The 19,110-nt window shown below is 37.1% G+C and carries 31 protein-coding genes; 16 read left to right on the plus strand and 15 right to left on the minus strand.

Annotated features, from left to right (window positions below):
• Positions 1–331 precede the first annotated feature (331 nt).
• A complete protein-coding gene (locus R7P80_RS18600; RefSeq protein WP_318096776.1) occupies positions 332–613 on the plus strand; it encodes a hypothetical protein in 282 nt (93 codons plus the stop codon).
• A gap of 100 nt (positions 614–713) precedes the next feature.
• Positions 714–1,133, plus strand: coding sequence for a hypothetical protein (locus R7P80_RS18605; RefSeq protein ID WP_045591926.1), 420 nt, complete (start codon positions 714–716; stop codon positions 1,131–1,133).
• Positions 1,134–1,184: 51 nt separating this feature from the next.
• Here the strand turns inward: R7P80_RS18605 and R7P80_RS18610 are convergent, their stop codons facing one another.
• A complete protein-coding gene (locus R7P80_RS18610; protein WP_045591924.1) occupies positions 1,185–1,508 on the minus strand; it encodes a hypothetical protein in 324 nt (107 codons plus the stop codon).
• Positions 1,509–1,518: 10 nt separating this feature from the next.
• The gene (locus R7P80_RS18615; RefSeq protein ID WP_053318949.1) at positions 1,519–2,298 is read right to left on the minus strand and encodes a hypothetical protein; all 780 of its coding nucleotides are present in this window, start codon (positions 2,296–2,298) and stop codon (positions 1,519–1,521) included.
• A gap of 117 nt (positions 2,299–2,415) precedes the next feature.
• Here R7P80_RS18615 and R7P80_RS18620 point away from each other — a divergent pair, with 117 nt between their 5' ends.
• The 3 genes from R7P80_RS18620 to R7P80_RS18630 are packed head-to-tail and all read left to right on the plus strand — an operon-like array spanning position 2,416 to position 3,964.
• On the plus strand, positions 2,416–2,868 hold the full coding sequence (locus R7P80_RS18620) for a hypothetical protein (RefSeq protein WP_045591920.1): 453 nt from the start codon (positions 2,416–2,418) through the stop codon (positions 2,866–2,868).
• Positions 2,865–3,611: a hypothetical protein gene (locus tag R7P80_RS18625; protein WP_052697511.1), complete on the plus strand. Its 747-nt coding sequence runs from the start codon at positions 2,865–2,867 to the stop codon at positions 3,609–3,611. Before R7P80_RS18620 ends, R7P80_RS18625 begins: the two co-directional genes overlap by 4 nt.
• On the plus strand, positions 3,608–3,964 hold the full coding sequence (locus R7P80_RS18630) for a hypothetical protein (protein WP_053318952.1): 357 nt from the start codon (positions 3,608–3,610) through the stop codon (positions 3,962–3,964). The genes R7P80_RS18625 and R7P80_RS18630 overlap by 4 nt, the downstream gene beginning before the upstream one ends.
• Before the next feature lie 67 nt (positions 3,965–4,031).
• Here R7P80_RS18630 and R7P80_RS18635 read toward each other — a convergent pair whose 3' ends face one another.
• Positions 4,032–4,343 (minus strand): hypothetical protein, encoded by a 312-nt coding sequence (locus R7P80_RS18635; protein ID WP_318096777.1) that lies wholly within the window; start codon positions 4,341–4,343, stop codon positions 4,032–4,034.
• A gap of 104 nt (positions 4,344–4,447) precedes the next feature.
• Complete coding sequence (locus tag R7P80_RS18640; protein WP_318096778.1) at positions 4,448–4,714, minus strand: hypothetical protein; 267 nt, start codon at positions 4,712–4,714, stop codon at positions 4,448–4,450.
• A 316-nt stretch (positions 4,715–5,030) separates the two neighbouring features.
• Between R7P80_RS18640 and R7P80_RS18645 the strand changes: the two genes are divergently transcribed.
• The 4 genes from R7P80_RS18645 to R7P80_RS18660 all read left to right on the plus strand — a co-directional run bounded on the left by R7P80_RS18645 (position 5,031) and on the right by R7P80_RS18660 (position 6,973).
• The gene (locus R7P80_RS18645; RefSeq protein WP_172668422.1) at positions 5,031–5,657 is read left to right on the plus strand and encodes a 1-acyl-sn-glycerol-3-phosphate acyltransferase; all 627 of its coding nucleotides are present in this window, start codon (positions 5,031–5,033) and stop codon (positions 5,655–5,657) included.
• Positions 5,658–5,739: 82 nt separating this feature from the next.
• Entirely contained in the window at positions 5,740–6,213 is a 474-nt protein-coding gene (locus R7P80_RS18650; RefSeq protein WP_053318955.1) for a hypothetical protein, read from the plus strand.
• Position 6,214: 1 nt separating this feature from the next.
• Positions 6,215–6,385: a hypothetical protein gene (locus R7P80_RS18655; RefSeq protein WP_318096779.1), complete on the plus strand. Its 171-nt coding sequence runs from the start codon at positions 6,215–6,217 to the stop codon at positions 6,383–6,385.
• The gene (locus R7P80_RS18660; RefSeq protein ID WP_045591906.1) at positions 6,386–6,973 is read left to right on the plus strand and encodes a hypothetical protein; all 588 of its coding nucleotides are present in this window, start codon (positions 6,386–6,388) and stop codon (positions 6,971–6,973) included.
• A gap of 21 nt (positions 6,974–6,994) precedes the next feature.
• On the opposite strand, the gene R7P80_RS18665 is transcribed toward R7P80_RS18660, so the two are convergent.
• Positions 6,995–7,348, minus strand: coding sequence for a hypothetical protein (locus R7P80_RS18665; protein ID WP_045591904.1), 354 nt, complete (start codon positions 7,346–7,348; stop codon positions 6,995–6,997).
• 350 nt (positions 7,349–7,698) lie between these two features.
• Here R7P80_RS18665 and R7P80_RS18670 point away from each other — a divergent pair, with 350 nt between their 5' ends.
• The 4 genes from R7P80_RS18670 (at position 7,699) to R7P80_RS18685 (ending at position 10,569) form a co-directional block, all read left to right on the plus strand.
• Entirely contained in the window at positions 7,699–8,244 is a 546-nt protein-coding gene (locus R7P80_RS18670; RefSeq protein WP_045591902.1) for a phosphatase PAP2 family protein, read from the plus strand.
• 167 nt (positions 8,245–8,411) lie between these two features.
• On the plus strand, positions 8,412–9,245 hold the full coding sequence (locus tag R7P80_RS18675) for a hypothetical protein (protein ID WP_318096780.1): 834 nt from the start codon (positions 8,412–8,414) through the stop codon (positions 9,243–9,245).
• A gap of 69 nt (positions 9,246–9,314) precedes the next feature.
• Entirely contained in the window at positions 9,315–9,686 is a 372-nt protein-coding gene (locus R7P80_RS18680) for a hypothetical protein (protein WP_116920996.1), read from the plus strand.
• A gap of 142 nt (positions 9,687–9,828) precedes the next feature.
• Positions 9,829–10,569 (plus strand): ATP-grasp domain-containing protein, encoded by a 741-nt coding sequence (locus R7P80_RS18685; RefSeq protein ID WP_045591898.1) that lies wholly within the window; start codon positions 9,829–9,831, stop codon positions 10,567–10,569.
• Between the two features lie 22 nt (positions 10,570–10,591).
• Here the strand turns inward: R7P80_RS18685 and R7P80_RS18690 are convergent, their stop codons facing one another.
• Positions 10,592–10,981, minus strand: a complete 390-nt coding sequence (locus R7P80_RS18690) for a hypothetical protein (RefSeq protein WP_048516260.1) — start codon at positions 10,979–10,981, stop codon at positions 10,592–10,594.
• A 60-nt stretch (positions 10,982–11,041) separates the two neighbouring features.
• Here R7P80_RS18690 and R7P80_RS18695 point away from each other — a divergent pair, with 60 nt between their 5' ends.
• Positions 11,042–11,524: a hypothetical protein gene (locus tag R7P80_RS18695; RefSeq protein WP_053318958.1), complete on the plus strand. Its 483-nt coding sequence runs from the start codon at positions 11,042–11,044 to the stop codon at positions 11,522–11,524.
• A 66-nt stretch (positions 11,525–11,590) separates the two neighbouring features.
• Here the strand turns inward: R7P80_RS18695 and R7P80_RS18700 are convergent, their stop codons facing one another.
• From R7P80_RS18700 to R7P80_RS18730, 7 genes are all read right to left on the minus strand, one after another.
• Positions 11,591–12,112, minus strand: a complete 522-nt coding sequence (locus R7P80_RS18700) for a DUF262 domain-containing protein (protein ID WP_048516257.1) — start codon at positions 12,110–12,112, stop codon at positions 11,591–11,593.
• A gap of 2 nt (positions 12,113–12,114) precedes the next feature.
• Positions 12,115–12,477, minus strand: coding sequence for a hypothetical protein (locus R7P80_RS18705; protein WP_045591892.1), 363 nt, complete (start codon positions 12,475–12,477; stop codon positions 12,115–12,117).
• A gap of 122 nt (positions 12,478–12,599) precedes the next feature.
• Entirely contained in the window at positions 12,600–13,709 is a 1,110-nt protein-coding gene (locus R7P80_RS18710) for a hypothetical protein (protein ID WP_318096781.1), read from the minus strand.
• A gap of 100 nt (positions 13,710–13,809) precedes the next feature.
• On the minus strand, positions 13,810–14,409 hold the full coding sequence (locus R7P80_RS18715) for a hypothetical protein (protein ID WP_318096782.1): 600 nt from the start codon (positions 14,407–14,409) through the stop codon (positions 13,810–13,812).
• A 17-nt stretch (positions 14,410–14,426) separates the two neighbouring features.
• A complete protein-coding gene (locus R7P80_RS18720; protein ID WP_318096783.1) occupies positions 14,427–15,344 on the minus strand; it encodes a hypothetical protein in 918 nt (305 codons plus the stop codon).
• A gap of 3 nt (positions 15,345–15,347) precedes the next feature.
• Complete coding sequence (locus R7P80_RS18725) at positions 15,348–15,641, minus strand: hypothetical protein (RefSeq protein WP_133297295.1); 294 nt, start codon at positions 15,639–15,641, stop codon at positions 15,348–15,350.
• A gap of 35 nt (positions 15,642–15,676) precedes the next feature.
• Positions 15,677–16,462, minus strand: coding sequence for a hypothetical protein (locus R7P80_RS18730; RefSeq protein ID WP_318096784.1), 786 nt, complete (start codon positions 16,460–16,462; stop codon positions 15,677–15,679).
• A gap of 157 nt (positions 16,463–16,619) precedes the next feature.
• Between R7P80_RS18730 and R7P80_RS18735 the strand changes: the two genes are divergently transcribed.
• A complete protein-coding gene (locus tag R7P80_RS18735) occupies positions 16,620–17,171 on the plus strand; it encodes a guanylate kinase (protein WP_118894790.1) in 552 nt (183 codons plus the stop codon).
• A gap of 12 nt (positions 17,172–17,183) precedes the next feature.
• The gene (locus R7P80_RS18740) at positions 17,184–17,630 is read left to right on the plus strand and encodes a hypothetical protein (RefSeq protein ID WP_318096785.1); all 447 of its coding nucleotides are present in this window, start codon (positions 17,184–17,186) and stop codon (positions 17,628–17,630) included.
• Between the two features lie 51 nt (positions 17,631–17,681).
• Here the strand turns inward: R7P80_RS18740 and R7P80_RS18745 are convergent, their stop codons facing one another.
• Both R7P80_RS18745 and R7P80_RS18750 read right to left on the minus strand, forming a co-directional pair.
• Positions 17,682–18,110 (minus strand): hypothetical protein, encoded by a 429-nt coding sequence (locus tag R7P80_RS18745; RefSeq protein ID WP_045591883.1) that lies wholly within the window; start codon positions 18,108–18,110, stop codon positions 17,682–17,684.
• A complete protein-coding gene (locus R7P80_RS18750; protein ID WP_318096786.1) occupies positions 18,107–18,841 on the minus strand; it encodes a hypothetical protein in 735 nt (244 codons plus the stop codon). Before R7P80_RS18750 ends, R7P80_RS18745 begins: the two co-directional genes overlap by 4 nt.
• Positions 18,842–19,110: the final 269 nt, after the last annotated feature.

Genomic DNA, 19,110 nt, shown 5'->3' on the forward strand with positions numbered 1-19,110 from the left:
TTGTTTGATACAATGGAATTATCTAAAATTACTAAACGTTTAATATGAGTGAATCAAATTGTGCAAAATGCGGAATAACCTTTGTTGGCAAGGATATTTTCCAAACCTTCTTGGAACGGTACGGTTCTGTATGGAAAGCAGCAAGAACCGCGAGATGCTATGGATGGACAAGAAAAGAGCCTAAGAGTTTCGTAATAAATAGAGTGCTTGTTAAAAGCAAATCTGGCGATGTTCATAGATGCAATAATTGTGGAAATGTGGAGCCTGCGCATTATTGACGAACCATGTGTTATGAATTATGGTTAGTTTGTATGGATAATGGAGTAATATCATGAAAAAACAGGTTTTATTTGCGATTATTTTTGCTATTTCCTCGACTGGTGTTTTAGCTAATGATAATGGATCTGAGAGCAAAGTTGATGTCATTTCCATTCAAGAACCTAAGAGCGTAAGTAAGGTTACACCCGAGCTAATAAAAAGCCTGAACATTCAGGGGGCTAATGTCACTAAAAATATTGCTATGCAACTTAGTAAAAAGTTTGGTGGTAGAGCTAACGCGATAGAGTATGCTGAAGTTGTAGACTCACTTGTTGCAGATAAATACCCTAAGTAAAATTCCAGCGTTGATAGTTCTAAGGGCTGGTTTGCCAGCCTTTATCCATACAAAGAAAAAATTTATACATTAAAAGCAATTAATAAAAGACTCTATTTTTATGAATTCCACCGCATCGAAATTTAGCAAATTCCAAGCTTTTAAAGCTTCGGTAATGAAAGTAACTGATAGCACGAACAAAGAACTTAAAGTAACTTTTTTTTACTCTATTGTTACAGCATCATTGTTCATCATACCTTTGACTTTGTTTACCTTGTGGATTGCAGAGCTTGATTCTAGGGCTGAATTAATAATTGGTCTTATGAGCTTTTGTTTTTGGGTTTTATCAACCGTTAAAATTCATTCAAAAGTGGCGTCTAAAATCATGGAAAGAAATGAAATGCAGTTGAGGGAGATTATTAGTGGTTTCTCAAAGACTGAGCTAGCCTTTTTCTATAATCAAGATATCAATGAAAACTCCATAAATATCTCAGTTTTAGATATGATTCGAGCCTATGTGAGTAACAAACAATTCAGTTAGTAAAAAAGGCTTGATAAGATCAAGCCTTTTTGTTGTGGTTATCTTTTAGAATTATTTAAATAAAACATGGTAGTGACTATCATCAAGAACCCCTGCGCCACAAGCTGCCTCCACTACATCTTGGACATAGAAATAAGCCGTTTTGTCTGTGCTGATACTACAAATTTTTGAGAGTAATTGGCCTTTGTTAATATGGCTATCAACATCAACATTGCTGAAAAATCCAGACTCTCCTGTGTAATCATGTGGTTTGTCTGGCATCAAATAGATCTCTTTATCTTTTAGGTTATTAGATAAAAATTCGCACAGCCATTCTTGTAGTGAGCGACCATCAATACACTTTGGTTGCGAGATCTCAATATTGGTTAGACTCATGATGAATTCCTTAGCGAGATTGAATCTTTTGGCAATGCAAGGAAAGTAACTTGAAAAGATTCTTAAGATACTTACTCTCATCCGTGTATCCGACTAGACTTTCATCATCAATAATTGCCATCATCAAGTAGGCTAGATCAAGAAGGTCGTTTTCAGAGTCTTTAGCAAGCATGTATAGCGCTCGACGGTCTTTTGATAGATTACTTCCTTTATCATGGCTAAGATCCATCAAAATGCTGTGCTTTTTGCTTACCAGTGACTTATGCATTTCTTTCGCAAGCTTAACATTAGCTTTGGAAGTGTCTAGCTTAAAAATATCTCGCAAAGCAAAATCGAGCTTCTTACCTGTTAAAAGCATTGCGATGTGGTACAAAACCTTCTGTTTGTACTTTTCTTTTCTCTTTGTATTGAGTTTATCGAATTCGTGGTTTGATTTTACTTTATTAAGTAAGTCCTCTAGTTTTTTAAACTCTTCGCTACCAAAAGAATCAAAAAATTCATTGAGCATTACTGTTAGCTTTGCGCTTTCATTCTTTAGCTTATCAGTCAGGTGTGTTAGCGAAGTGTTATTGTAATGATCGCTAAGAGCCTTGTAGCCTGAAACGACTTCAACTGTTGAATCTCCAATGCGTAAGTCCATTTGTGAGTCAGTGTACGCATTGTCAAACTTTTTAGAAAGTTGATGTACTTGGTTTTTATGTTCACTGATTGCAAACCGCACACCAGAAACAATTCCGCTTTGCAAAATGATATTGAGCTTTTGGTTAGTTAATTCGATTTCACAACTCATGTTTTCACCTTAACTTAAATACTTTACTTTTAATCTTATGCATATATAATACTTGAAAAGCAATAGCATGTAAAGGTAAGAATATGCTGTTAAATTTAACAGATTTTGGAGTTATCAGTGAATAAATTAGCCCTATTTGGTCACTTGTTGCCAGATATTGACGAGTTGTATCTAGCACTACCAGAAAGCTCACCGTTGAAAGAGAAAATGAAGAAGTACATTGAGCTTCCGACAACTGTGTTGTCGGTTACGGTTTGCTCTGATGGTGATTTCAAGCTTGTAATTCCAGAGCATTTATCAAATGTTTCAGGTGTTATTTTGGTTAATGAATCAGATGAGGAAGATTACAAGTTCGGAATCCCCGTCTACAACTCTTATGATGCACCAGAAGTATTTTTGGACTTCATGAAGCAGGTTGAGATCATTTCCAGTCGCGAGTCTCGTGTTCATCAAGTTCAATTAATGATTCATGGTGCGTATGAAGCGATGAAAGAATCGCTTGAGGTAGAATATTGCTGCGGTAATTTTTCGCTTTATGTAGATTTGTTGAAAGATAAGGAAGTTAAATGAAAACCCAAAAGGTAAAACCAGTACATTTGTTTGCAAGCCAAATCCTTGATTACATTATTGGGGCAACAAACTACGGTATTCATCGAATCGAGGATTCTCAACTGGTTATCGAGGAAGGGACACTAGAGCATTATAATAACTGCGGTCTGTTTTCAGGGTATTCTTTCGATAAAACAGAGCTTTGCGTGTCAATCTATGACCACAACCCTAACCTAACAAAAGAAATCCTGGCTCTTTGCATGAAGCATGATGGTATTGAGGGTCAGCCTGAAACTACATGGATTGAGCAATTTTATGATGAAAACTTCGGTTTTTCATTCTGGATGCTTGATAATGATAAGAGCATTGAAGAGCTTGAAGATGAATCTATTCGCAAGGCTCGAACGATTCAATGTATGTTGTTCTATGTATTCTTTATTCTTAAAGATTGCATTATGAATACAGACTTCGAGTTTACAGAGTCATTCAAGAAAAACGGTTGGACATTTGTTGATGGTAAATCAACCTACTATAAAATGCAGCGATATGTACTAACGCCTGATTACGTAGCTGATTATGTGATTGAAAAGACTCAACAGTGGTTGTCAAACTCTTACGGTTCAGCAGGAGCTTTTAGTAGTGTTACCTCTACAGCTAAAGCCGCATATTCTGAGGCTGTGGCAAATACGTATGGATTCTCACGTTACGAAGTAACATCTGTTAAGCTAGACCTATCTGAATACACTCTGGAGGATTTTGTATGAGCAATAAAGAGGTGAATAGTGGTCAGTCCTACTGCCCGACTCTTAAGCTGGATGTTCAGGAGTACCTAGATGATCCCCTATTTCTCGCAACAGGTAGTTCCTGGCGACGAATTCTTCATCAAAGCGGTAAGGGCGCTGTAGTTCCTTGTAATCATCATATGGATAATCATGTCGATCTAGATGCCGATCACAAGCTTCTACAGCTTATGTCAGCCTCACCAGAGCTTTTCGAGTCAACAGCTATGCTTTTAAAAGTTGTTGAGAGGTTAATCCAGAATAAGCCCGTTAAGTGTCTGGATGAGACGATCTCATTTGCTCAAAAAGCAATTGAAAAGGCACAAGAAAGAACTTAGGTAGAATGATATGGATGGAGCGGCTTGATATTAAAGCCGCTTTTTTATTTATCTTATTAAATGCCAATTAACTGCTAAAAATCTTTCTCTTCACTTCTTTCTGACAAAAATCGAAAAATGATAGTGGTGAACTCAAAGTGAATATTTTATCTGACGGCTCTAAGGCGCGTAACTCACCAAACATATTTCTCTCAGCCATCCCCTTCTCTACCAGTCGTTCACATTCATCCTCAATAAACTCAATCGATACCTTAGCGTCTTTTGCCAACTTGTCTTTGGAGACAAATTTGTTCTTGTCCTGCTTGTATGAAAAGCACAAATGCATATATACGCTTGAAATCCCAACGATTAATGGGAAGCTGTTATTTTTGTAAGACATATCAATACGGCTATATTGTAATTTACCATAAGGCGATTTAGGCGCATATTTTATGGATGTATGCCAGTATGTCAATATGTCTTACATGGCATAAATATGTGAACCTACACCATCTGAACCGTTCCGATGATGCTGGTGTATTCATTCCCCAAATCTTCTAAATAACTGCCATCAAAATCAATGATGGTGAAGGCAAGGTCTTCAGGGTATGAGATTGGAACTGTGCTCATTAAAATGCTCATAGATTTGCTTCCAAGATCATGAGATATGTCAGAATCAAACGTGACTAAGTATTCACCAAGAGCTGACAGGTCTTCATGATGAACTTTTTCTTTAACAGTAGTAATTTTAATGTTGATCTGGTGTTTCATGGTAACTCCTTGTGTTTGGATTTATGGTCACTCTAGCAAACCCTATTGCTATTGGATGTGATGGATTGTCACAAAATCTTTTGTAATTATCAGACTTTTTATTTGACTTATTAATTATGTGCTGTATTATAGATTACAGAATCGAGTTGCGAGTTACTTGATTTAATAGCCATTAACTACCACTATAAATTTAGACCATTGCTTACTCTCTTTTTATAGTCAACAATTCAAAAGAGCCACTTTGTACGCGAGTGGCTCTTTTTTTATATGTTTTTTATGGTATTATTTATTAAAAATAATTCTTCTTGGTATTTTTATGTCCAAAATAAAAAACACTGTTCAAAATTTCTTTGTGAATTCAATCAGAGTGATATTGAAAGGGTTTATCAATGTTTGCTATAGAGTTAGAAAAGAAAACCTTGATGTTCCTAAAACGGGTAGGTTGTTGCTAGTTGGAAATCATGTTAGCTATCTAGATGCGGTTTTACTTTCCCTCAAGATAAAAAGACCTATTCGATTTATCGTATATTACAAGATATATAACAATTTTTTGCTAAATCGGTTCTTTAAGGCAATAAAGGCGATTCCTATTGCTGGTTATAAAGAAGATAAGCAAGTCTTTAGCAAAGCATTCGATCTCATTGCCGAAGCTCTTGAAAACGAAGAGGCTGTATTTATCTTTCCCGAAGGAATGATTACCTATAATGGAGAGATGAATGAGTTTAAATCTGGTATCGAGCACATTTTGAAAAGAACTCCAGCACCAGTCTACCCTATTGCTATTAAAGGTCTTTGGGGAAGTTATTTCAGCCGAAAGAAAAATAAACCGTTATTTGGAAAGCTATTTAGTAAAATCACTTTGAAAGGCGGAAAGGTGATCCCTGCTGACAAAGCGGACAGAAAATCTCTGTTCAATGCAGTATTTCAATTGGCAAAAAACTGATTGTATTGTAATCTATGCATAATAAATTATTGAATAAAACCCATGCTTTATCTCAAGTTATGGGTTTCTTTATGGTGTGTAAATGGGCTATACAATATCAAAGTCATTAGAGATTATTGGAAATCAAAATCAACTTCTTGACCTTTTAAGTGAAGAAATTTCTAAGGTATGCTGTTTATCAAAGGTTCCTGCTAACTTTGAAGGGAAACTTGTGATAAAAATTTCTGATTCTTACGGTTATTTTGACGGGTATGGTCACTTCATAAAGGTAATCTCTGAAATGCCAGCATACCTTTCACCATTGGGGTATGACCCATTAGACTTGGGTTCAATGTATTTCTTTGATAAGAATATTTCTGAGTCAAACGGAATTGAAAAATCAATAACTAAAAAATTAGATGAAATGTTCTCAGAACTGAATTTTAAGGTTGGAGAGCATAACTCTAGGATTCTTGCTCAGGTTCTGATGGCAAAATGGTCTCAAAGCGAAGATGTATTAATTCATAGAGGCTTAGAGATTAACAGAATGGAAGCGGAACGATTAAAGGTTGTTTAAAATGGAAAATCAGGAAAACGAATATTTGAAAAGTATCGGCACTATAGTAATCAGCTCTCTAAAGGATTCTCTGGCTTCTGTGTCAACACGAATTGATAGTGTACCTATAAACAGTGTTTCTTTTGTTAGGGTGGCTTCTTTTGATGTCTTTAATGGCGAAGTGGTACAATAAATGAACAATATGTCTTTTACATGTCAAAGGGCTATATCAGGATTCAAAGTATCTCCAAACCTGGAGGTTACTATTGATATCAATCCAAAATATCACTTATTTATACAAGTTCCTGAAGAGCAAGATACCGTCTATGTTTCTATTAATCACACAGAGCTTGATGAGAACATTCATAGGCTGAACTGCACACTCTATATTGAGGATGGAATGTTCAATTTTGAAGTTCACGGACACAAATACAGTAGCGACCTTTCTGCTGATAATTTGACCGATGAAGATGTGCAAAATCTGGATGATATTTATGAGTTTATTGAGCGAATTTTCTTTCAGAAAATCAAGAAACAGATCCTACATGCATCAAAGCTTTCATGTGAATCTACTCAAACGAGATTTGTATTCCTGAATACGCTAACGGGCTTCACAACTAGCTGGAAGCTTGGCGAGGCTGGATTTAATAATGTGAACGAATATCTTTTAGAGATGTCCGAAATAGACCCTAGAAGAAATGTATCAGAGTGGAAGCTTATAGAATATAAGTGTCACACAGATCATGAATTCGAATTTACCAAACATATGAAGCTAAGGTAAGAAGCCCTTTAACGGGCTTCACTATCGACGTTCCTGTCTCTTAGTATGAGTGGATAATTTGATATTTCGTTTGCCTCTTGCGAAATCAATGTTCTCAATGTGGTATTTGAATTGCTCAACAGTCCCTTCAAAATTAATCTGACCATCTTCATCCAAAGCATAAACTTCATCTTCAGAATTCATTTCATTCAGATCAGCAGACTCCAGAAGCAAAATAAACTCGTTATCCACGGGTTCATCATGAAAAACTGATAAAGCCTTTTCTAAATTAGATGTAGCCAGCAAATATCCGTTGGTATCAATGACAGCATATGTCAACAGAGGGGTGATAATGTCGCAATTTTGTGATCCCTGTCTAACTCTCTGATTTTTCATTAATCACATTCCTTTTAGAAATCAAAAACTCAATATTTTATTGAATATAAATAAGATATAGCAGAAGAATCGAAAGAAATCAATACAGCTATAACCGTAAGTGGTTAATTTTAAAGCTATTTATTTAAATTGTTAAATTACACATTATTTTTTAGAGTCTTTTCTATAAAAATAAATATTTTCAAATGTTGAAATTTGCTTACATTTCGCAGTGAAAATATGTCAGAAAAAAGTTGACTAGTTCGTTTGTAAATGTATTATTGTAACCATCAGGCGGGGTTATATATCCACCGCTAAAATATATATCAATACCAAATATAATGACTATAAGCTTTCAAAGGAAAATGTTCATGAAGAAGTCTTTTATTGCACTGGCTCTTGTAGCCGCATCTGTTACAGCTCCAATGGCTCATGCGGAAAACGAGAGTCTTACTCAGTTCGGTGATATCGCTCAAATCGGTGTTCCTATCACTGCTGGTGCAATCGCGCTATGGAAGGGTGATACAGAAGGCTTTTTCCAGCTAGCGGAAGGCGCACTTTACACAGCAGCAGCAACTCACGCTCTAAAGTGGGCGGTTGATGCAGAGCGTCCAGATGGCTCAGCAAACAACTCATTCCCTTCTGGTCATACATCGGCAGCAACTCAAGGTGCAGCGTTCCTACAGTTCCGTTACGGATGGGAATATGGTCTACCTGCATACGCTGTATCAGCAGTTGTTGGCTACTCTCGCGTACAAGCAGATAAGCACTACTGGCGCGATGTGGCAGCAGGAGCAGCACTAGCAACAGGTATCCAGTATGCCGTGACAAGTATGGGTTACTCAATGACCAATATCGCGTTCGCACCATACGTGAATGGTGACGAGGTAGGTCTGTACGCAAGTATGCGCTTTTAATAAATTAAATCGCCCTGCCGAAAGGCAGGGCGAGCCATTTGTTTCAATGGCGCATTGCGCCTTTCTTTATTCTGTTACTATAGCAATCCTTGCAGTTTTAACTTTACTCTTTTTTTATAATGAATATAATTTAACCTCATTAAATTAATAAAAATTAAAGGTTAATCGTGTTCTACTCTGCCCATGAAAAGTCCGTTTGGATACAATTTAAAACAGATATAAAAAACTACATAAATGTAAGTGGATTGGAAGCCGCATTGCTTTTGATTTCTTGCTTTTCCATTTCAGTTCTAAATCACCATTTTGAAAGATACAACTCTCTATTTTTGTCATTTAGCTTTTCAGTATTGCTGATTTACGCCACGGCTTGCCTTCTCAAGTCATTTGTAAAGTCCACCAGCGTTGATAAACACCTTTTCCATCATAAAGTTTCTCACTCTGAACCTTATAAGTTTCTTGTTAATAACTGGAAGTTGCTTTTCGGTATCCTGCTAGTCATTGATATTGTCTTGGTGATGTCTGGAGAAACTAGGATGTCACCAGAAATTGCGACTGAGCCACTATTCACCCCAGAAAACTATGAAAAGTTTGGTGGAATATCATCAATTTTATCGCTTGCTCTAGCTTCTTTGGTAATAGGTGGTTGTGTTTCATTATTCTCTGGAGCGATTTACACACCTCTTATATTGGTAGTCTTTACCATGTTAAGAAATGTGAGTTCAGACAAGATAGCTGATGCAATTCACGGCGGTGAGGAAGGAATGTCTAAGATATTGGAAGAGTTTTCTTTGATTTGTTATTCGATATGGTTTGGAATCAAGAAAAATGTTGTCACTTCTTTTCTGTTTATCTATTTGGTCACAGCGTGTGATTTATCTTTGATGCTTCAACTTGATCTCCAGATTGTCATTAACATAGCTATGATCGTTCAATCATTTCTAATTGCTTTTTATGGGTTTTACTTTTATGCGAGAACTCTGCAATGGCGAAGAAAAGGTTAGAAATTATTGCTTGTTTAATGAATCAAATGGTTGATAAAATCATTTCGCAATTAATTTGGTAAATATAAAATGAATGAACAAATAACAAACAAGTCAAAAGAACTCGAATCTGATGGGTACTGCTATCAGCTCAATGTTCTGGCTAATCAGGAGTTTAGCAGCTCTAATCCTAAGCAAGTGTTTCTTGTGAACTCAAAATCTCCACTAACAAAAGGTGATATGATCAGCTTGCCTATTGAACTGTCCGATGATGATATAGAGAAAAACGTAAGCAAGTACCGTTCATATTCGATCCTGAAGGCTACACACCACCTTGACAAGCCGTTTGCTGTATTGGAAATCCTTTCTCAAAAGAAAATTATTGTAGAGAAAGAAATATCGAACAGATTGGTTGAAATTGATCTGCCTCAGCCTGAGTGCAGTGGAGATGAAAAAGCATGAGTATGTTCCATTACCCTTTTGACAAGTCAATTGACGAAGACGTAAGAAATGGCTTAAAGAAAGCTATGTGGTTTTCAGGTATATCTTTGGTTGTTATTGCTTCTAGCATCTCTAGTGTCGTTTTTATGATGTAAGGATCGTGATGAAAGTTTTCCTGCAAAAAATGAATGATGATTCTAATCGTCTTGGTAGAGAGGAAAGTTCTATCTATCAATACTGTATTTTGAATGATATTCCAGTTGTTAGATTTGGACTCAATGAAACCCCTCTTGAGGTAGGCAGTAAAGACATTGTTGTAGGTAACATTCCTTGTATTCACAGAACGCTAAAATCTTTAGGTGTTGAGCCTGTTGATATTGACGATTATCCAAGCTGCCTTCGATACCTAATGTGTAGGGATGTTGAAGAATTGACGGTCTCTCAAGCAATGTACCGTATTGCTGTTTCAGGTGAACAGCTCTTTGCAAAGCCTAAACAAGCTAAGCTCTTCACAGGGCAAGAGTTCAGCCCTATGTCGGGGATGAGTATTCTTAGAGGTTTAAATGGGGATACAGAGCTGTATGTTAGCCCTATTGTAACCTGGCTGTGTGAATTCAGAGTTTATGTTAGCCAGGGTAAGATTCTCGCTTCTTGTAGGTACGACGACAATCCTGACGAAGATCTGTCAATTGACATGAGTGTTGTTGAGAATGCGGTTGACACTTTAACCAATAACGGATTTTTTCCTAATGGTTACAGTTTGGATTTTGGTTTGTTGGATACAGGTGAAACCGCGCTTATTGAGTTAAATGACGGTTATTCGCTTGGAAAATACAAGGGAATTAGTGATGCTGATTACTTTCATTTGATAAGTAATCGATGGTATCAATTAGCCGAGGGTTAAGGTTAACCCTCAGCTAACCCGATCATAGCTTATTGGCTAAGTTAAGAAGCATTTGCTTAAGCTCGATCTTATCAAAGTCATAGAACTCTTTTAGATCGCTTCGAGCGACACTAGCAGAGTTGAGCGTCCAAGTTCCAATACGGGTGAAATCGAGCAGAAATGATTTTAATTCAGAGTCAATTTCAGCATCATCAACATATGGTCTGATAGATGACATTGATGATACGAGTTCTGATAACTGATTCAGAGCAAGCAAAGTAAATTCCCTGTTTAAATCGAATGGCTTCTGACCCTGTGCAAAAAGAACAGCGCTTCCATTTGCTTTAGTGCCTACAGGAAATTCGTGATTTAGGACATCTTCAATTTCTTTAAAGTTCGATAGACGAACAATAGTTAAGGTTTCGTAATTCATATCGCTCTCCGTTATGCTGTAATTATACAAAAATAAACTTAAAAGTAAATAGGAAATAATATGTTATTAATTAATAAAATCCTTAGAGCAATGGGTTTTGATATAAAGCCATCTAAATCCGAAATGAAAAGAGCAATGCAAAATGGTTGGGTTACATTTTCAAAAGATGTGCTACAGGGTACTTATTCTCAACAGTATCTTGATACGTATTTTTTAGTCCTACACGCGCAAAGCAAAATCGATGAGGATGAGAGAAAAATGCTTATTGAGCTTGCTGAGCGTTCGATGATGACTATGTGTCGAAGTGGGGATCTGGACGTGAATCTATACGGGATTTCAGGTCTCAAACTGCTGAACTCGAAGCACACTCAGTCTTTTGCAGAAAAGATAGCCGCTAAGAATGAATTCGTTATTGTTTGTCCACCAGGTGCTCGTACTGGTAGATACATGCTTCCTAAAGAGGCGGTGCAAATCATACTAAATTCGGAGCTTCCAAAGCCAACGCGAGACGATTGGGAGCTTGCCAAGATTCCTATGATTTAATCGTAAGAGTTCTATGGTATGGAGAAAATAAAAACCCAGAACAATGTTCTGGGCTTTCTGTGCTAACTAAATACCTTTCTCTTCAGCAATCATGTTGGCGACTTTTCGGCGGTGAGACTCTGCTTGTGGTGTGCCACCAAAGTTAACGCGATAAAAGAACTTAAGAATTTGCAGTCGGCTTGGCTTACGAACTCCGTCTTCACGCAACTCATTGGATGGAAGAATCACATTAGTGAATGTACGTTGATCTACGACATCTAGATCGCGGTAGTATAGAAAGTTTCCATACTCATCAATATATGGGAATTCATTATCTACGAACTTCAGGATTGTAGTTAAGCGTTGCTTGCCATCAACCACCTCAAGATACTTATCACTTGATTTAGGATCTACAACTACCGAAATTCCACCCAAGGGAATGCGATGAAAGATAGATTCAAGCAAACATTGCTGCTGATCGCGAGTCCAAACGTATTCACGCTGATAGTCGGCATCCAGATATAAATGACCTTCTTTTTTCATTGAGACGAAGTGACCAATAGTAGTGTTCTGTGACGTAACCATCAGCTCGTTGCTAAACATACCCATAGTTACTCTCCCATCTCAAAGATTTCAAGAATTTCATTGTTAAAGCGTTCACGTAGAATGCTGTAGATGTTGTCAATGGAGAGTAACTGATCATTAGAGTATTCATCAGTAACTTCGTTTAGAAGTTCAGAAAACAGGGTTTCATTAAGTGCAGAATAATCAGCCTCACCTTCACCACTCTCACCAAATGCTTTTTGTGGATATTTAGCTTCGAATTTACTTAATACATCGTTATTGAAGTGCTCACGTAGAATTGAATGGCACTCACCACAGTCGGTAACAATATTGAAGCCTTCATTGGCTAATACCTGCAATAGGTAAGAGCGTTCTTCCTCTTGGGTCATTTGGCTATAATCAACAGTCATGGTGTGCTCCTAAACGAATATTTAATTTCTTTATTTGTCTTAATTATACAGAAAAAGAGCACAGAGTCAATAGCTAATGTAAGAGAAGAAAAAAAGCACATCGAGAGTGGTTGCGAAGCAACTTAAATGGATTTTAGCGCTTTAAATTGCCTTCCTGGTCTTCCGTTTTTATCAGTGTAGCTAACCACTTCACAATCTCGAATAAGCCTGCTAGTTACCGAAGTAAGCAAGATATCGTAGCCTATTTCGCTTAAAAACTGCTTAACCTCAGTAGCAATAAAGGTTCTGTCTCCAAACGAGTGAATCACGGCTAGCCAGTGTTTTCTTGGGATGGTTTCTACTAAAGATTTTGTCTCAAGCTGATCTTCAATGGTGAAATCGAACGGTTTGTTTAATGAATTAGGAGTGACCCCAAGGATTGTTTTTGAACGGTCTGAGTTAATAAAACCATACTCAATATCAATCCTCTCCAACCAATATGTTAGATTAAGATTATATCTGGATTCCTCTAAACCAACTTCAAAGCCGTAACTTACAGCTTTTCTATACCAGTCGCCTTTTAGCATCCAGTAGATCCCCATAGCGTACTCAAGTGCCACATCTTCAATCTCTGAATTATGACGAATAAGTCTTGCTACGTAATTCGCAGACCATAAGAATAGGCTTCTATAGTCATGGATATTTTTTCTGCACTTAAGTTTTTCATCCTTTAAGTTAACGTTATTCAACTCAAGTGTTGGGAATCGGTTAGTGCTTTTTAAATTACTGAATGTAACACCTGTAGGTACAGCGTTCTTAACCCATCTAGGATAGAACCTTACAGCTTTCAACCCGCCTTTTAAAGACTTGGACTTGTTAATGATCTCGGAATGTACACGCTCGAAGAACTCTTCAGTACCTACATATTTCAATGCAGCCTCAAGCTCTTCCTTTAGTGTGTCTGAATCATGTATTCCGTGGAATTTTAGGTGTGTTTTGTACGCTATCTTTACTGCGATTCTGAAATCGGAAGCCCAGTATTTATCGTTGAAATAGAAAGTCTGATTGTGTACAGATTTCGTTTTCTTACCCCTGACTTGAATTTCATTTTTGGCTCTATGACAAACAAGATTTGGATAGTAAGCTCGTTCAGAATCACTCAATGTAACTGAGTCGAACTGAATAATCAGCCCTCGAATTCCAAGACCTTGAATCGCAGGATTGAAAAACCATAATGGGTCATTTTGTTTCATAGTGGTTAGCGATAACGTCCAATAAATTAAGTGTTTAATGTGCCATTATCACTAACCAGTGGAGAACGTCAAGACCGTGACTCAAATGCTGGGAAAAAAATCAGTGATAGTATCTATCCGCTTCAGGATTTCGCTCAATGTACCATTTAGAAAAATGCCCTGCATTGTTATTCCTCAATCTTTCAGAAAACAAGTCAGGCTCTAAGCCTAAACAGTCATTAACCATCAAGCTTGTAAATTCACTTAGGCAGCTAGAATCAAACGGCTTGCTATGCATTTTGGATTTCACCGTTTCAATGTTTGATTCGAAAAATCCCTCAAGAAGCTCGCGGCTCAACGTTTTAATGTTGGAATCAATACATTTGTCATAGAAGCTATAGGATTCACATAAAATACTTAGTGCTTCAGCAGTATTAAAACAATACCTATCTTCCTCATTTAACAATGCTGCAAGCTTATCTCTGGAAAGCTCTGGATTGTTATGACTTGGCTTTGAGATATGGTCGCCAAGATTCGGAAAATCATAGGATACTGGAATTACAAGCGCATCGATAGCATCAAGAGAAAATGAGCAGTGACTATCATTCCATAGCTCTTTTGCTGCGGTCTTTGAGTATGAAATCCAAAATTTATTGTGAGCTAGGAACATTGTTCCTGTGCCAAGCCTTTCAAAAAGATGAACTCTTACATTGTTTTTCACTTTATTGTTCCTCCACACTAAGAAGCGATAATTAGCTTGTAATTTGGATTTAAATCTTTCAGTCGATCCATTGCCGATTTAGCACGTTCAAATCGCTCATGGAAAGTCATTAACACTTTGATACCAGCTTTTTCTGAGAGCATATTGTTGCTTTTCAAATTGGAGATCATTTCATTATGAAAAGCTTCGCGGTTAGGGAGTAAAGACATCATGTCTGAAACGAAATTGTACATCTCAATCAGTAAGACTTTAGATAGTTCGGTTTTGTCGAATTTGTTTTTGTAATGACGCAAATCTTGATAACTCAAGCCTTCAGAATAATGATACGGCAACGCGACCCCATTTCCTACTTCGAAGGTGAATTGTTTGCCTACAACTGATTTTAAGTGATGATTTCGAATATCATACCCCAATGAGTATGGAATGCTCATTCTCCCATCCTCATCGGTTACATGGCGAAAAATGTACTCAATTTCCCTATAGATAACTTTAACTAAGTTTTGAGTCTCAGCCTGGATTGAGATTGCACCTTCAGAAGATAGCGCTACAATTTTCAGGAAGTCTTGAAATTTACTCGGCATTGACTTCAGTAAACTTAGATGATTTCGATAAACTTGGTACAAATGAATCCCGTTTGACGACTGCTTTTTGATTTTGGCTTTAATGCGGCTTTCTTCTTCTAGCTTATCGTCTAAACATAGGTAGTACTGCTCACTTGAATAAAGTGAGTAGTGAAATCTCAATGACTCAAGCTCACGGTTCAAAGTATCAACAAACATGGGGCAGTTGTGTTTATGTGATTTGTATTCTTGCTTTGCTGCAATCACCGACTCGATTTGAGTCGATTTTAAGTCACTATATAGCTTTGAATTTAAGAGCTTAAGGGCAAGATAGGTAGAAAGATCTACGTAACTATCATGACAGATGTATCTCATAACTTAATCCATCTTACTTTTTAGAAATTCAATCTCTGCAACCGCTTGTTTCACAATAGCTACAGAAAACCCTCCCCCATCAAAATGATTTTCATATGCTGATTTTACATCTTCGATAATCAAAATTGCGTCTTCGATAGAGATACCCTCTTTACTAATTTCATCGCTGATTCGATTGACATCAAAAAAGTGAGAATACATAAAGGTTGTTCCTGTACCGATCAGGGTAACTTGATTGTCATTAACCTCGACAAGTCTCTTTCGTGAGTTAGGGTATGTTTGTGTCAAAGCAAGCATGGCGCGTATCCCTTGTTAGAAAGTCCTTTGGACTTTCAAGCTTCAATTGTGTATTTGTTTTCGATGAGCATCTTTTCTGTGAAGCTCAGTGAAATCGGATTGGCAGAGTTCTTGCCAGTGCGACTAAAATCCGTCTCAAACATCTGAATTGCAGGAGCTGACAGTTTAGCGTGAATATCAGGGAATCGACGTTTAAATTCTTCGTCGTGCTCGAAGCTAACATAAACATTAAAAAGTTGGCGACCAATGGTTTTTGCCATGATTCGGTTGCCTTTATCCGTATACTCATTCGTCCCTACGCTAACATCAATGCCTGAGACTTGGTAGTACACAGAACCTTGGATTTCTACTCGGTACAGGAAGCCTTTATCAGCCAATTCAGATAGAATTTTTACTTTATCAACGCTAGAGTAATATCGGTTCCATAGAAGATAACGGATCAATGTCTTAGTGTCTGCGTCATTGGCAAGCATTGATTTGTTGTACTTGGTCATCGCTTTAGTGAAAATGATGTAATAGTCGCTAAATTTTGACAACAGCTCATCAACTGATAGCTTTGATGACTCCTGCATCGCGCTAGTAATACCACCAGCACCCTGCATGATTAATGCGTCCAATCGGTTTCTAAGAGTTCGTACAAAACCATAATCTTCTTCTGAATTGATCACAATGCTTTTCGGAAGGTTGTCAATCTCAGAACAGATAACAATGTTTGCTTCTAGGTTTAAAGTCTTTACATCATCAGGGCTTTTTCCATCAAGCGTATTGCTACATGGCAAAGCCAGAAGAATGTTCTTAAATTTTGTGTTTAATAAACTCATAGTGGCGGTATCCTTTTTCTTTTCTCTTATTATACATATATAAATTAAACGGTCAAGTCTGAACTTATGGTCTGATTGACGGCTAATCATTGATAAATATCTTGAAAACTCAGTCAATTTATATACAATAATAAACATAATATAAAAGGTTTAATTTATGAATAAATTATTAATTATTGCTGGCAGAACAGCTTCAGGAAAAGACGCACTGGCAACCAGGCTTATTCAAGAATTCGGTTTCCAAAAATGTATTACCACTACAACTAGAGAGCCTAGACCTTATGAAAAAGACGGTGTTCACTATCATTTTTTAAGTAAGCACGAGTTTTTGTACAAAGTTGAATCTGGTGAGTTTCTAGAGCATGAAGTAAATAAGGGTAACTATTACGGATCTACATTAAGCGCTGTGATTGAATCACTAAAACAGGCGAATACCTGTTTAATTCTAGATCCTCGTGGTGCGGTAAATGCAAAAGCAAAACTCAAAGAGAACGGAATTTCCTCGGTAGTGCTTTATGTGAATGAAAGCATTGATACCTGTAAGTCACGATTACTTGGAAGAACTGAGTCAGAATCGGCAATTCAGGAAGGTATGAGATCTCTTGAAAGCGACGAGAAAGATTGGGATACGGCTTTTTCATATGACATTGTTACTAAACCTCTAGATACAATTGATAACAATGCAAAACTGGCTTTGAGCGTAATTTAAATAGGTGAATAAATGAATAATCAAGTAAAGTGTTTCAAGAATGACAAATGGGAGATTGTTGATGCTACCACTTTGGTAGCTGATGATATGATATTCCTAAGAGATAGAACCTATATCGTCACTGATAAACCATACGAATTAGAAGGTAAAACTCACATTCCAGCTAAAATTTATGATCCAGGGGTTATCACAATCGCTCTTGGTGAGAAAGGGTTTGATTACCTTCACATGGCTATGGACTACACAATGAGTAGTCTCACAGACTTTAAAGATGGCACATTCATGATCTGTGACCTCTTTGATAATGCGTTTGTGTATTCGCCAAGATTACCAAAATATGAGCTAAACGAATTTTGCAAAAAGCATATCGATAAGTATGAAGCATTCTTTAGAAAGAATGGTTACGATAAATACCCAGACTCGAAAATCAAGCAAGTTGAAATTGAGAAATTCTGGTAAGTTTAGTACAAAGAGAAGCCTAGAAAACAAACTGTGTTCTAGGCTTTAATTTTAGAACTTAAATTGATAAAGGTAGTCTTCAGCACCAAGCTCTAGGAATTGTGCTCTTTCAGATGGGTCATCTAGAAGCACTGCGCCAACTCGCTTCATGTCTTTATCCCATTTGATGTTTGACTTTTTATCCTTAAGTCTTTTCTCGCGAACCTTTTTGATTAATTCACGCTGATTTTCAAAGAGAATGAACTGATATAGACCTTCACACCCTTCCTGAACGATCTCAACCTCAAATCCGTATTCCGCAGTGTTGTGATTCATCGTAGGATCGCCAACTGAAAGTCGAGTAGCCGCAAGAATGTTAACGATCCTATTATCTGGAAGAACACACAAATCAAGAATCTCTAGGTCACGGTTTGTGTCTATTTTCATGCCTAAAGCATCGATTGGCATTTCATACGTGTATTCAGTTTTAAATTCAATCATGACTTGTAACCCGCAATATCTCTTGCTGTTTTGTGAAGGTGATGCCCTACAGGGCTAGAAGTCCAGATATAGCAGGAGATAAAGATTTCGATTTTGCTACGTAATGAGCTAAAAGCATCTTGTGGAGAGAAGTCTGATTTCTCATCGTACTTAATCATCTCCAAAATCTTTTCAAGCATAATATGTTCTGAAATGGATTTAAGAAACTCTTTAGCAGCTTCTCGTTCGGGATTTCCGTGACGCTCATATTGAATGCGGTGAGCTGGCATTGAGATCTTAAAAAGCACTTTGAATAAATGACGAGTCTCGTAAAAATCGTCTTGATAGCCAAAGATGGTTAAAAGCTCTTCGCAGCGCTCTTTAAATTCCTCAATCGTTGGTTGCTCTTTGAATTTAGGGTCTGCAATATCATGCTCAGACTCTAAAGAATTGATTAGCTTCAAGCAGGCACTATCAGACATGTCTTTTTTGTAATTTAGCGCGACAGATAGCGTGATTCGAGGATCATCTAGAGGTGTTACAACGATATCCGCAAACGCCTTATACAGAGTATCCTGAAGGGGCATATCAACACTTTGTTCAGATGTGAATGGGTCTCTTAAAGATTTGTAACCAAACCTCGAAGCGAATTCATCACGGAACTGATTTAGCGTTGGTTTGCCTTTCATAAAATAGGTGTGAATGGCTTGGGTTAGCTTTTTAGCTTGCTCATGTGTTTCGATGCGAATCATTTCATTTTCCTTACTTTAGCATCTGGCGTTTCAAATTGCGGATAGTTTGCTCGCTTAACCTTTCAAATTGACGCTGATGCTCAATAAAGAAAGTGAATTGTGATTTCATGTCTTTTGCCTTTGCGAGCGGCTGGTAGACAAACCATTTGATTTAGCTCCGACTTTAGCTTGTTTTAAGTATATATAACTGTACGTACCTGTCAATAATTTTATTCTTTTATCAGGGTTTTTTAACCATTAAAACATGATATAATTATTAAAAATAAAAA

Source organism: Vibrio sp. 2092 (genome assembly GCF_033339635.1).
Taxonomy (GTDB): domain Bacteria; phylum Pseudomonadota; class Gammaproteobacteria; order Enterobacterales; family Vibrionaceae; genus Vibrio; species Vibrio alginolyticus.